We start from the raw sequence: 12,936 nt of genomic DNA on the forward strand, positions 1-12,936 counted from the left end.
GGAGAGCATGAAGAGAACGCCCGTGACCAGGGCCGTCACGGCACTGACCGCCCTCGGTCTGGCGGCGTTGGCCGCCGGCTGCACCTCCTCGGCCCCGGCGCCCGGTTCCACCGCCGGAAGCGGCGCGACGGCCGCCTCCAGCGGGCCGTCCTCCGCCGACAACGCCCCCAGCAGCAACGCCGCCGCCACCCTGCAGCCGCTGCCCACCGAGGTCGCCGCGAACCTCCAGCCGTACTACGCGCAGCGGCTCTCCTGGCACAGCTGCGACTCCGGTTTCCAGTGCACGACCTTCAAGGTCCCGCTGGACTACTCCGACCCGGCCGGCGGGGACATCACCCTCTCGGCGGTCCGCAAGCCGGCCACCGGCCAGGGGATCCCACGGATCGGGTCGCTGCTGGTCAACCCGGGCGGACCCGGCGGCTCGGCGGTCGACTACGCCGAGTACGCGGCCATGAGCTTCCCGACCGTGGTCCGCGCCGCCTACGACATCGTCGGCGTCGACCCGCGCGGCGTCGCCCGCAGCGCCCCGGTGAAGTGCCTTTCCGACGCGCAGATGGACGCCTTCACCGCCGTCGACACCACCCCGGACAACCAGGCCGACGTCGACAAGCTCGTCGCGGCGGACAAGACCTTCGCCAAGGCGTGCCAGGCGCAGTCCGGCAAGCTGCTGGCGCACGTCAGCACCGTCGAGTCGGCGCGCGACATGGACGTCTTCCGCGCACTGCTCGGCGACGCCAAGCTGCACTACCTCGGCAAGTCCTACGGGACCTTCCTCGGCGCGACCTACGCGGGCCTGTTCCCCTCGAAGGTCGGCACGATGGTCCTGGACGGGGCGATGAACCCGTCGCTGAACGCGATGCAGCTGAACAGCCAGCAGGCGGGCGGCTTCGAGGTCGCCTTCGACGCCTTCGCCGCGGACTGCGTGAAGCGGTCGGGCTGCCCGCTCGGCACCGGCACCGTCGAGCAGGCCGGGGCGAAGCTGGACGCCTTCTTCCACTCGCTCGACAGCAAGCCGCTGCCGACCGGGCAGAGCCGTCAGCTCGACGAGGCGCTGGGCACCACCGGTGTGATCTCCGCCATGTACGACCAGACGCAGTGGCCGGACCTGCGGCTCGCCCTCACCGCGGCCGTGGACAACGGCGACGGGAAGGCGCTGCTCGCGCTCTCCGACCAGTACTACGAGCGCGGCCCCGACGGGACCTACAGCAACCTGATGTACGCGAACTCGGCCGTCAACTGCCTCGACCTGCCGCCCGCCGCGACCTCGCCGGACCAGGTCCGCCAGGAGGCGCCGACGTACGAGAAGGCCTCCCCGCAGTTCGGCACCACTCTCGCCTGGGGCGGCCTGACCTGCGCGTACTGGCCGGTGGCGGCCACCGGCGCACCGCACGTCATCCCGGCGAAGGGCGCCGCGCCCATCCTCGTCGTGGGCACCATCCGCGACCCCGCGACCCCCTACGCCTGGGCGCAGGGCCTGGCCGCGCAGCTGGATTCGGGCTCGCTGCTGACCTACGACGGCGACGGCCACACCGCCTATTCGCGCGGCAGCAGCTGCATCGACGAGGCGGTCAACTCCTACCTGCTCGAGGGCCGCGTCCCGCCGAAGGGGACCGTCTGCCACTGACCCGGCCCAGCAGTTCGCGTCGGGGCGGTTGTCAGGAGTGACCGCCCTCGACGATCCTTTCTTTCGACCCGTCCGTCTTCCTGACGCCCCCTGTCGACGAAAGGCCGCACTGCCATGTTCGGCGTGACCCACTACTCCACCTACGTGCTGGGTGCTCTGCTGATCGTTCTGCTGCCCGGCCCGAACTCGCTCTTCGTGCTCTCGGTCGCCGCGCGCAGCGGGATAGCCACCGGCTACCGCGCGGCGGCGGGCGTCTTCGTCGGCGACACGACGCTGATCCTGCTCACCTCGCTCGGCGCGGCCTCCCTGCTGCGCGCCACCCCGCTGGTCTTCGACGCGGTGAAGCTGATCGGCGCGGTCTACCTGCTGGTGATCGGCTGGGGGATGCTCCGCGCCGCCCGCGCCCTCTGGCGCGACCGCCACGACGCGGCCGTGCCCTCGGAGACCAGGGAGACCCCGGAGACGGCCGCAGCCGCAGCCGCGGCCGAGCCGGCCGCGTCGGGTTCGCCCTTCCGCCGGGCCCTGGTCATCAGCCTGCTCAACCCGAAGGCGATCCTCTTCCTGCTCTCCTTCTTCGTGCAGTTCGTCGACCCGTCCTACTCCAGCCCGGCCCTCTCCTTCGCCATCCTCGGCGGCACGATCCAGTTCTTCAGCTTCGCCTACCTCACCACCCTGATCCTGGCGGGCCACCGCCTCGCGGCCGTCTTCCGCTCCCGCCGCCGCCTCTCGGCCGGCCTCACCACGGGCGTCGCGGCCCTCTTCATCGGCTTCGCGGCGAAGCTGGCCACCGCCTCCGCGGGCTGACCGGCGGCCCGGGCGGGCGGTCGATCATGGTGTGATCGAAACGTGGTGCAGGAGCACCCTCCGAGCTGTGTAAACTAATCCCCGTTCGCCGCCTTAGCTCAGTTGGCCAGAGCAACGCACTCGTAATGCGTAGGTCTCGGGTTCGAATCCCGAAGGCGGCTCCGCAGTGAAGCTCCAGGTCGGTCCTCCGGCCTGGAGCTTCACTCGTTTGACGGCCTTCGGCGACGGCCTTCGGGCCGCCCCGCGGCCACGGCGGTGAGGCCGCTGGGACCTGCTCTCCCGGCCGTCGTTCGTCGACATCGAGCCCCTGGCTGCTCCCGGCGACCGGCGCGACGGCTGTCGTCGGCAGACCGAAGGCGCCTCCCAGGCTTCCGGCCCGCTGCCAGGGCCCTGCCCGCACCGCTGTCGGCCCGCTGCCCGCGCCGCTGTCGGGCTGCGTATGCACCCCTCTGCCCGATTCGCGGCGGCGGCATGTCGCCAAGACGGTGTGCCGCCATTCCCACCTGATCCGCTGGGCGTCGTGGGCGAACAGAATGCCTCCCATTCCATCGGTGCTCGACCCACCCTCGGAGGCCTTTTCGTGTCGCCCTCATCCCCCCGTCGCGGGCTGATAGCCCTCGGCGCGGCCATGGTCGTGCTGGCGGTGACGCCGTCGAGCGCGTCCGCCGGCGCGGCCGTCCCGCGTTCCGCTCCCACTGCCGCCCTGTCGTCCCCGGCCGCCGCCGGTGCGACCCACACGGTCACGCTCATCACCGGAGACCGGGTCACCGTGACGACCCTCGCCGACGGCCGCAGCGTCGCCTCCGTCGAGCGCCCGAAGAACCTGACCGGCGGCGTGCAGATGACGACGGTCGGCAAGGACCTCTTCGTCTATCCGAGCGAGACGCTGCCCTATCTCGCCGCGGGCGCGCTGGACCAGCGGCTCTTCGACGTCACCCGCCTGATCGCGGACGGGTACGACGACGCGCACACCAGCGGGCTTCCCCTCATCGTGCAGTACGGCGAAGGCGTCGGCAGCCGGGCGGCGGCCCGGGCGCTGCCGGGGACGAGTGTGCAGCGTGATCTCGCGGCCATCCACGGAGCCTCCGTCACCGCGAACCGCGCGCAGCCGACCGCCGTCTGGCAGGCCCTCACCCCCACCGGGTCGCTCGCCCGTGCCAAGTCCCTTGCGGCGAGCGTCGTTTCGGCCGCATCGCAGGGCCGGAGCGCGACCGCCGACGCCACCGCACCCGCCGTCTTCGGCGGGAACATCACGCACGTCTGGCTGGACGGCAAGGTCAAGTCCACCCTCGCGGAGAGCACGGCGCAGATCGGCGCGCCGGCGGCGTGGAGCGCGGGCGTCGACGGCAAGGGGGTGAACGTCGCGATCCTGGACACCGGCGTCGACGCCGCTCACCCCGACATGGTGGGCCAGGTCGCCGACTCGCAGAGCTTCGTGCCGGGCGAGGACGTGACGGACCGGAACGGTCACGGCACGCACACCGCCTCCACCATCGCCGGCACGGGCGCGGCGTCGGGAGGAACCGAGAAGGGCGTCGCACCGGGCGCCCACTTGCTGGTCGGCAAGGTCCTCAGCAACGAGGGCTCCGGCGACGAGTCGTGGATCATCGCGGGCATGCAGTGGGCGGCGCAGACCGAGCACGCCAAGGTCGTCAGCATGAGCCTGGGGAGCACCGACCCCAGCGACGGCACGGACCCGATGAGCCAGGCCGTCGACGACCTGAGCACCTCCACCGGGGCGCTGTTCGTGATCGCGGCCGGAAACCAGTCCAGCGCCGGCATCGGCTCGCCCGGTGCCGCCACGGACGCGCTGACGGTGGGTGCGGTGGACTCGACCGACGCCCTGGCCTGGTTCTCCAGCTGGGGTCCGCGGGTGCCCGACGGCGGCCTGAAGCCGGAGATCACCGGTCCGGGGGTGGACATCCTCGCGGCCCGCTCGCAGTACTCCACCGAGGGTGGTTCCGGCTACTACATCAGTCTCAGCGGCACCTCCATGGCGACGCCTCATGTCGCCGGTGCGGCGGCGCTGTTGGCCGAGCAGCACCCGGACTGGACCGGGCAGCAGCTCAAGGACGCACTGGTCAGCACCTCCCACGAGACCGCGGACATCCCCCTGACCCAGGGCGGCGCGGGCCGCGTCGACGTCAAGGCGGCCGTGCTCGGCACGGTCGACGCCTCGGCGACCGCCTGGTCCGGCTTCTACGCCTGGCCGCACACCGGCGACAAGCCCACCACCCGGACCGTCACCTACACCAACACCGGCGGCGCCGACGTCACGCTGAACCTCGCCGCCAAGGCGACCGGTCCGGACGGCAACCCGGCGCCCGCCGGTGTGTTCAGCCTGTCCGCGTCGAGCGTCACCGTCCCGGCCCACGGCACCGCGCAGGTGACCGTCACCGGCGACCCGAACGCCGCCGGCTACGGCGCGACGGACGGTCAACTGGAGGCCACCGACGCCGCCGACCCCAGCGGCGCCGTGGTCGCGCACACCCTGATCGGCATCGACCGTGAGGACGAGCGCTACAACCTCACCGTCAACGCCACCGATCGCTCGGGCCAGGCCCTGCCCGGCTACGCAGTGATCTACAAGACCGGCGACCCCTATCCGAACCAGATCATGATCCCGGCCTCGGGGACGCTGACCATGCGTCTGCCCAAGGGCGAGTACTCGGTGCTGATGTACGCGGACCTGCCCGGCGCGGGCGGACCCGACGACCTCGGGCTCGGGGTGCTGTCGGTGCCGCAGGTCCAGCTGGACCAGAACCGGGTGGCGAACCTGGACGCCCGTCAGGCGCACCGGGTCGCCGCCATCACACCGCAGGCGTCCGTGGACGAGCTGGTCCGCGCGGAGTGGAACCGGACCACGCCGGGCGGCGGCCTGCTGAACGAGAACTACATCCTGCCGTCCGTCTACACCAGCCTGTGGGCGCAGAGCACCGCGCCGGTGACCGACGGCACCTTCCACCTCGACACCCGCTGGCGCAGGACCGTCGCGCCGCTGGTGGCGACGGCCACTCAGGCCCGGTTCCCGGCGGAGAGCTTCCCTGACCTCCTGCGCGAGCCCGGTTCGTCCCAACTGCCCGCCGGCACCAGCCACCTGGACGTCGTCTACGCGGGGAAGGGCACCGCTGCCGACTTCGACGGCCTGAACGTCAAGGGCAAGGCGGTGGTCGTGCAGTACGACCGCCAGTCCGACTACCTCAGCCAGGCCCAGGTCAACGCTGCACAGGCGGCGAACGCCACCGCGGCGGGGGCCAAGCTGCTGCTGGTCGCCAACGACACGGTGGGTCGCCTGTCCACCTGGTACGGCTCGGCCGACTTCACCACCGCCAGCGGGATCGAGGTCGACGGCCTGGAGACGGGTGAGGCCGACTCGCTGATCAGCGCGACCACGCGCGGACCGGTTCGACTCACGGTGACCTCCACCCCGAACTCGCCCTACGTCTACGACCTGGTCGAGCGCAAGGACGGCCGCATCCCCGCTTCGGATCTGACGTACCGTCCCACAGCCGGCAGCCTGGCCCGCATCGACCAGCGCTTCGCCGGGTCCGCCACCACGCCCGGCTCCAACGGCCGTTACGACCTGCAGAACTTCGACACCTACGGCGTCTTCTTCGACACCGTCCAGCAGCTCGGGACCAATCGCACCGACTGGGTCACCCCGGGCAACGGGGCGTTCACCTGGTACGAGCAGTCCGACGTCCTCAACGTGGTCGAGGAGCGCGCTCCGATCGCCGACCCCGGGGCGGGCACCAGGGCGGCCAAGACCTGGTTCTCACCGGTGATCCACCCGCGACTGGGCGACAGCATCCTGCCCGACCGGCAGGGCGACTTCTTCTCCCTCAACGTCCCCGCCTGGGGCGACGGCGGCGCCGGGGACACCGGCTACGACTACGGAGACTGGCAGTCGACCCCGGACCAGCTGCACGAGACCGTTTCGCTCTACCAGGGCGCCACGCTGATCGGGTCGACCCCGCACCAGCAGCTCAACGTCTACACCCAGGTGAGCCCGGACCCGCTGCCGTACCGGCTGGTCGCGGAGACCTCGCAGAGCACGGTCTTCCCGACCTCGACGGCCACCCGAACCGAATGGGGTTTCACCTCAGGGAACGGCTACGCGTACCTCCCGCTGATCCAGCTGGACTACGGCGTGGCCACCGACATCTCCGGCAACGCGGCACGCCGCACCACGCTCACGCTGACCGCCTCGCAGCTCCCCGGCGTCACCGGCGCGGGCACGGTCGACGGGGCCACCCTCCAGCTGTCCTTCGACGACGGCTCGACCTGGACGAACGCGACCCTGCACGCGAACGTGCACGGCACCTGGACCGTCGCGGTCAATGCGCCCGCCTCGGCCCGGTACGTGTCCCTGCGCGCCACCGCCCACGACACCGCCGGGAACACCGTCACGCAGACCGTCCTGCGGGCCTACGGCGTCAGGTAGCCGACGGGCCGGAGGCCGCAGCCGCGATGCGGCGGCCTCCGGCCCGCTCGCCCGTCACCCCGCCCGGCCTCGACCCCGCCCCGGCCCGCGCACCCGCACGGCCCGCCCGGATCCCCGCGTGTCAGCGAGCGGCTCGCTCGCGCCCGCCCGCTGACCACCTTCAGACCTTGGAGCCCGTCATCACCGGCACTCGGAACCCTCGTACACCCCGCGTCCGCACGACACTGGTAGCGGTCGCCTCCATGGCCCTCGCCGTCACCGGGCTGACCGCGGCGGCTCCCTCCTCCGCCGCGCCCCGACCCAGCGCCCGCGTTCTCCCCGGCTCCCACCCCGCCTGGGCCGCACCGTCCGCCGACCGGGGCGCGCTGCCCGACGCCACCAGGCTCACCGCGCGCGTCTACCTCGCCGGCCAGGACCCGGCCGGACTGGCCGCCTATGCCAAGGCGGTCTCCACCCAGGGCAGCCCCGAGTTCGGCGCCTTCCTGACGGCAGCCCAGGTCCGGCAACGATTCGGCGCGACTCCGCAGCAGGTCGCCGCCGTCCGCGCCTGGCTCACCGGCGCCGGACTCACCGTCACCGCGACCACCCCCCACTACCTCGAGGTCACCGGACCCGCCGCCGCCCATGCCAGGGCCTTCGGCACCGGTATCCACCGGTACGCGGTCGGGGGGAGGACCGAGCACGCCCCCGCCGGCAACGTGGTCCTGCCCGCGAGCGTTTCGTCGGCCGTTCTCGGAGTCTTCGGCCTCAGCAGCGTCACCGCCACCTCACGTCCGCAGTCGGTGCCGATCCGCCCGGGGGCGGCCGACCGGGCCGGCACCGCGCCCGCCTCCGCCGGCGGCATCAGCACCACCGCCACCTGCTCCGACTACTGGGGGCAGCGGAAGGTCACCGGCGGTCCGGTCGGCTACACGGCCGTCACCACCTACGACCAGTGCGCGATGGCGCCCTCCCAGCTGCGCAAGGCCTACGGCATCACCGCCTCCGGGCTCACCGGCAAGGGCGCCCGCGTGGCGATCATCGACGCCTACGCCTCCTCGACGATGCTCGCCGACGCCGACCGGTTCGCGACCGCTCACGGTGACAAGCCCTTCGCGGCCGGGCAGTACACCGAGCTCGTCGACCCGACGCGGTGGAACAGCCAGGACTCCTGCGGCGGACCGGCCGGTTGGGCCGGGGAGGAGGCGCTCGACGTCGAGATGGTCCACGGTCTGTCCCCGGACGCGAACGTCGTCTACGTCGGCGCCGACTCCTGCCAGGACGCGGACCTGCTCGACGCCCTCTCCGACGTGGTGGACAACCACCTCGCCGACGTCGTCTCCAATTCCTGGGGCGGCCTCATGCACGCCACCTTCGGTGACATCAGCCCCACCGAGATCGCCGCCTACGAGCAGGTCTTCCAGCAGGGCGCGATCGAGGGCATCGGCTTTGACTTCTCCGCCGGGGACTGCGGGGACTCCTCTCCCGCCGCGGCCGCCACCGGTGTCAACTGCGACCCGAACACCACCCGTGCCCAGGCCGACTGGCCCGATTCCGATCCCTGGGTCACCTCCGTCGGCGGCACCGCGCTCGGCCTCGCCGACAGGAGCGGCAGCTACGGCTTCGAGACCGACATGGGTAACCTACGCTCCACCCTGCTGCCCGACGGTTCGGGCTGGTCCCCGCTGCCCGGCGCGTTCTACTTCGGCGGCGGAGGCGGCACGAGCGAGGACTTCGCCCAGCCCTGGTACCAGGCCCAGGTCGTCCCCGGCCGGCTCGCCCACACGCTGATGACCGGCGCCCACAGTGACACCGCGCAGCGGGTCACCCCCGACGTGGCGATGAACGGTGACCTCTACACCTCGGTCCTGGTCGGCCTCTCCGACGGCAACCCCTACGCCGAAGGCGGTTACGGCGGCACCAGCGTCGCCGCGCCGGAGTTCTCCGCGGTCCAGGCCGACGCCGTCCAGGCCCGCCACGGCAAGCCGATCGGTTTCGCCAACCCGGCCCTCTACCTGCGAGCGGGGACCAAGGCCTTCACCGACGTGGTCGACCGGGCCGCCGCCCGCGACCAGGCGCCGCTGAACGCCGTCGCGGACTTCGGGGTCATCGCGGGCAGCCTCCGCGTCCGACTCGTCGCCTTCGGCGAGGACACCAGCCTCAACGCCACCAAGGGCTACGACGACGCCACCGGGGTCGGCAGCCCGACCCTGGCCTACCTGAACTCGTTCAGGTAGCCGCCCGCGCCCGCCGGCGCGGGGAACCGACCTCCCCGGTGTTCCCCGCGCCGCCGGACCACTCCCGCCGTTGGGCCGTTCCGACCCCGGCCCGGTCGGCCGAGGCCGGGCGACTGTCCTTCGGATCCCGAGCCAGAGAGAGCGAGGCCACGTTGCCCGACGCCACGCGTGACCAGACGCGGCTGCTCGCCCGCTTCGGCCTCGGGGCGGACGCCGAGGACGTCTACATGACGCTGCTCACCCGCACCGTCGCGGATGTCGCGGAGCTCGCCGAGACGACGGGATTCGGACTGTCGCGGGTCGGCACCGCCCTGACGCCGCTCATGACGAACGGGCTGGTACTGGCGGTGGACCAGGGCAACTTCCGGGCCCGCGCACCGGAGTCGGCGTTCCGCGACCTCCTGGCGCGCCGGGAAAGGGACCTGGACGACGACCGCACCAGCGTGGAACGGCTCGCCGACGTGCACCGTCGATCGGCGGCCGTGCGTGACGCCGCCGACATCGTCCAGGTCATCAGCGGCCGGGACGCGCTGGCCGCCGCCCTGCGGGATCTCCAGGAGAGCGCCAGGCACCGCGTCCGCTCCCTGGTCAAGGCCCCCGTGCTCGCGCTGCCCGCCGAGGACAACATCGACGTCCAACTGGCCCGCATGGACGAGGGGGTGGCGTACCACACCGTGTACGAGCGATCCATGCTCACCGACACCTCGGAGTTCGACCTGCTGGGCTTCTCCGTGCGGCGCGGTGAGGAGGTCCGGCTGGCCAACCACCTCCCGGTCAAGATGCTGCTGGCCGACTCCGACCAGGCGGTCATCCCCCTCGACCGCGGAGCCCAGCAGGAACCCGTCGCCCTGGTGATCCGGCACCGCAGCCTGATCGAGGTGCTGGAGGCGTTGTTCGAGCGGGTCTGGTCGGCCGCGGCTCCGCTGCCCGCCGGCCGGAAAACGACCGGAGGGAGCCCGGAGGAGGCGCCGGAGCAGCACGTGGGGCTCGACCTCTCCCCGAGCGACCGGACGCTGCTCCGGATCCTGGTGACCGGCTTGCCCGACCGCGCGGTGGCCACCCATCTCGGGATCGGCAAGCGGACCGTGGAGCGGCGGGTGCGCAGCCTCCTGGACCGGGCCGGAGTGGCCACACGGATCGAACTGGCCGTTCACGCGACGCGTCAGGGCTGGATCTGATCCTTGCCGCGTCTCGGTGCGAGAGCGGGCAGGCGGTCGGTTCCGGCACGGCCCGCGCCGGGGAGGCCCGTGGCGCTCAGGTCTCCTCGGCCGACCGCGACCGCGACCGCGCGTGCGGGATACGGCGGCGGCGCGCAGGCTGGAGAGCAGGAACGTACTCGCCGGAATCGGGGTCGTGCGATGTATCGGGAAGCTCGTATCCGCTTCGTGAGGCCGGTCCAGGCCGAGACGGTGACCTTCGAGCACGAGATGGATCTTCTGGTCGCGCTCGAACACGGCTGGGTGAGCGTGGAGCTGGAGGTCGACGGGCAGACGCAGCGGTTCTCGCTGCCGGCCTCGTGCGTGGAGTGGATCCAGTGGCACGGGCCCGGCAACTACGGTCCCACCGTCTCGCGCGGCGGGATCTGAGCATCCCGCCGGGCCGCAGGCGCCCGCGTCAGCCGGTCAGGGCGCTGGTCTGCGAGACGATGAACTCGTTCAACCCGGTCAGGCCGCGTTCCTGCAGGGTGCGGCGCTGGCGTTCGGCGCCGTTGCCCTCGTCCATGAGGCGTTCGAGATGCGGCACGATCTCGCGTGCGTCCCCGGCCCGCCCCAGCGCCGGGCGCAGGTAGGCGACCATGTCGGCGAGAACGTCGTGGGCCCGGCGCTCCCGGCCGCTCCACGGGTCGAGCAGGTCGCCGGTCACCCCGTGGCGTGCGGCGCGCCAGGCCCCGGCTGCCAGGACCTCCGGCGGGCAGACCTCCGACGCCCGGCGCGCGGACTCGTCCTCCAGCAGGGTCATCGCCAGGGCGCGGACCAGCCCCGCGATCATGACGGCGTCGTCGACCCTCAGCTGGACGTCGGCGGCGCGCACCTCGACGGTCGGATGCCGGTCGGAGAGCCGCGCGAGCCAGTACACCTGCCGCTGGTCCGCGATCAGCCCGCGGTCCACCAGGCCGGCCACCCTGGCGTCGTAGTCCTCCGCGTCGCGGAAGAGGGGCGGCACGCCGGTCACCGGCCAGCGCCCGAAGACGAGCGACCGCCAGCTGGCGAATCCGGTGTCACGCCCGTGCCACAGCGGGGAGTTGGCGGCCAGCGCGGTGATCAGGACCAGCCACGGCCGCAGGCGGTTGAGCAGGTCCACCCGGGTCTCGCGGTCGGGCACGCCGACATGGACGTGCATGCCGTTGATCAGCTGCTCGTTGGCGAGCTGCCCGGCGTCGTCCCGCATGGACAGATAGCGCGACTCCGGGGTCACCTCCATCCGGTCGTTCCCCGAGACGGTCGCCGCGCCGCAAGCGGCCAGACAGCAGCCGGCCCGCTCCGCCGCGTCGCCGAGCAGGTGCCGCAGGCGCAGCAACTGCCCCGCGACCTCGTCCAGTCCACTGCACACCGGCGTGGCGATCTCCAGCTGGACCTGGAGGAACTCCGCCTGCACCTCGCCCTCCTCCGAGGCCAGCCCGTCCTCCTCCAGGGCCAGCGAGCGGACGGCGTCGGCCATCGGCACCGGTCTCCCGGTGCCCGGGGCGACCAGGAGGAACTCCTCCTCGACCCCCAGGCTCGGCGTGGTCCCACAGGCGGCCGCCTCCGCGGGGACCGTGGGCGAGATCGTGTCGTGCGAGTGAACGGGACCCACGTGCATGCTGCCTCCCGCGCCGAAGGGGGCCGAGGTGGTGTGGTGGATCGGAGGATCGGCTGTCGCCGTCATTGCTGTCGCCGTCAGTTCAGTATGGCTCGGGACTCCGAAAGGGAAAGCCGCAGAAGGCCGCAGAAGCCCGACGGAGCGCGGAGATTGGCCGCCCCGACGGCTGACGGGAGAACTGGGGCGGCCTGGCTTACGCTGGAGGGACCCGGGAACCGTAGGCCTGAAGCGGACGCGGCGTGCCTGCGTGCCGCCGAGCCAATGGTGGTGAGGGCGATGTGCAGGTGGTCGGCCGACTCGGGTTCCCCGATCCACCTCGACGAAGGGTTCTCCAAGCCCGCCCACTCGCTCATCGACCAGAGCCGGCATGCGCGCAGGGGCGTCGAGACCAGCAACGGTGACGGCTTCGGCGTCGGCCGGTACGAACCTGACCGCCCCGAACCGGCGATCTTCCGCGGGGTGGGGCCGGCCTGGAGTGACACCGACCTGCGCGAGCTGGCCGGGCGGATCGGCTCGCCGCTCTTCCTCGCGCACCTCCGCGCCTCGACGGGGACCGGGGTGCAGGAGAGCAACTGCCACCCGTTCCGCCACGGTCGCCGGCTCCGGATGCACAACGGAGCGATCCACAACTTCTTCGACCTCAAGGGTGAGCTGGTGCGCGCGGTCGACCCCTCGCTCTACGCCGGGTGCACCCCGAGATCAAGGCCTTGGAAGGCCTCTCCCCGCACACCCGCATGATCGTCTCCGAGCCGCTCGGCGATCTGCCCGGGGCGTGGAACGCGGTGCCCGAGGCCTCCTACGGCGTGATCCAGGAGAGGCAGGACGAGACGCACGATCTGGTCCCCCTCTCCTCCTGACCGGCTCGATGCCGCCTCCGGCCCGGGTCGCCCGCCGCGACCCGGGCCCTCGCACGCCCTGAGGCGCCCCGCGAGCCCGCGCGGGCGTCCCGCAGGCGTCACGCGAGCCTCACGCGGGCCCCGCGTGCAGGGACGCCCCATCGCCCGAACGGAGCGCTCCGGATCGCGGGGCGGGAGCGGCTGCCGTTGACT

Annotated in this window: 9 protein-coding genes and 1 tRNA gene; 9 read left to right on the forward strand and 1 reads right to left on the reverse strand. The window is 72.4% G+C overall.

Annotated elements, in window-relative coordinates:
- Positions 1–7: 7 nt before the first annotated feature.
- The 7 genes from BS83_RS07445 to BS83_RS07475 all read left to right on the forward strand — a co-directional run bounded on the left by BS83_RS07445 (position 8) and on the right by BS83_RS07475 (position 10,674).
- Positions 8–1,624 carry an alpha/beta hydrolase gene (locus tag BS83_RS07445; RefSeq protein ID WP_037602072.1) on the forward strand — a complete coding sequence of 539 codons (1,617 nt, stop codon included), beginning with the start codon at positions 8–10 and terminating at the stop codon, positions 1,622–1,624.
- Positions 1,625–1,738: 114 nt separating this feature from the next.
- Positions 1,739–2,428, forward strand: a complete 690-nt coding sequence (gene leuE / locus BS83_RS07450; RefSeq protein ID WP_037602074.1) for a leucine efflux protein LeuE — start codon at positions 1,739–1,741, stop codon at positions 2,426–2,428.
- A gap of 87 nt (positions 2,429–2,515) precedes the next feature.
- A tRNA-Thr gene (locus BS83_RS07455) sits at positions 2,516–2,589 on the forward strand.
- A gap of 419 nt (positions 2,590–3,008) precedes the next feature.
- A complete protein-coding gene (locus BS83_RS07460; protein ID WP_198035161.1) occupies positions 3,009–6,872 on the forward strand; it encodes a S8 family serine peptidase in 3,864 nt (1,287 codons plus the stop codon).
- 242 nt (positions 6,873–7,114) lie between these two features.
- Positions 7,115–9,088 (forward strand): S53 family peptidase, encoded by a 1,974-nt coding sequence (locus tag BS83_RS07465; protein WP_051942751.1) that lies wholly within the window; start codon positions 7,115–7,117, stop codon positions 9,086–9,088.
- Between the two features lie 152 nt (positions 9,089–9,240).
- On the forward strand, positions 9,241–10,266 hold the full coding sequence (locus BS83_RS07470) for a LuxR C-terminal-related transcriptional regulator (protein ID WP_037602078.1): 1,026 nt from the start codon (positions 9,241–9,243) through the stop codon (positions 10,264–10,266).
- A gap of 207 nt (positions 10,267–10,473) precedes the next feature.
- On the forward strand, positions 10,474–10,674 hold the full coding sequence (locus BS83_RS07475; RefSeq protein WP_157597002.1) for a hypothetical protein: 201 nt from the start codon (positions 10,474–10,476) through the stop codon (positions 10,672–10,674).
- Positions 10,675–10,702: 28 nt separating this feature from the next.
- Here the strand turns inward: BS83_RS07475 and BS83_RS07480 are convergent, their stop codons facing one another.
- The gene (locus BS83_RS07480; RefSeq protein WP_232248107.1) at positions 10,703–11,881 is read right to left on the reverse strand and encodes a carboxylate-amine ligase; all 1,179 of its coding nucleotides are present in this window, start codon (positions 11,879–11,881) and stop codon (positions 10,703–10,705) included.
- A gap of 282 nt (positions 11,882–12,163) precedes the next feature.
- Between BS83_RS07480 and BS83_RS07485 the strand changes: the two genes are divergently transcribed.
- The gene (locus BS83_RS07485; protein WP_051942752.1) at positions 12,164–12,625 is read left to right on the forward strand and encodes a class II glutamine amidotransferase; all 462 of its coding nucleotides are present in this window, start codon (positions 12,164–12,166) and stop codon (positions 12,623–12,625) included.
- Positions 12,622–12,744, forward strand: coding sequence for a hypothetical protein (locus BS83_RS49100; RefSeq protein WP_456300473.1), 123 nt, complete (start codon positions 12,622–12,624; stop codon positions 12,742–12,744). Before BS83_RS07485 ends, BS83_RS49100 begins: the two co-directional genes overlap by 4 nt.
- Positions 12,745–12,936: the final 192 nt, after the last annotated feature.

It is taken from the genome of Streptacidiphilus rugosus AM-16 (assembly GCF_000744655.1).
GTDB lineage: Bacteria > Actinomycetota > Actinomycetes > Streptomycetales > Streptomycetaceae > Streptacidiphilus > Streptacidiphilus rugosus.

What these genes read in the sequence shown, in the direction of transcription:
- leuE (WP_037602074.1), top strand. Translation starts at nt 1,739, where the DNA reads ATGTTCGGCGTGACCCACTACTCCACCTACGTGCTGGGTGCTCTGCTG.
- BS83_RS07465 (WP_051942751.1), top strand. Translation starts at nt 7,115, where the DNA reads ATGGCCCTCGCCGTCACCGGGCTGACCGCGGCGGCTCCCTCCTCCGCC.
- BS83_RS49100 (WP_456300473.1), top strand. Translation starts at nt 12,622, where the DNA reads ATGATCGTCTCCGAGCCGCTCGGCGATCTGCCCGGGGCGTGGAACGCG.
- BS83_RS07445 (WP_037602072.1), top strand. Translation starts at nt 8, where the DNA reads ATGAAGAGAACGCCCGTGACCAGGGCCGTCACGGCACTGACCGCCCTC.
- BS83_RS07485 (WP_051942752.1), top strand. Translation starts at nt 12,164, where the DNA reads ATGTGCAGGTGGTCGGCCGACTCGGGTTCCCCGATCCACCTCGACGAA.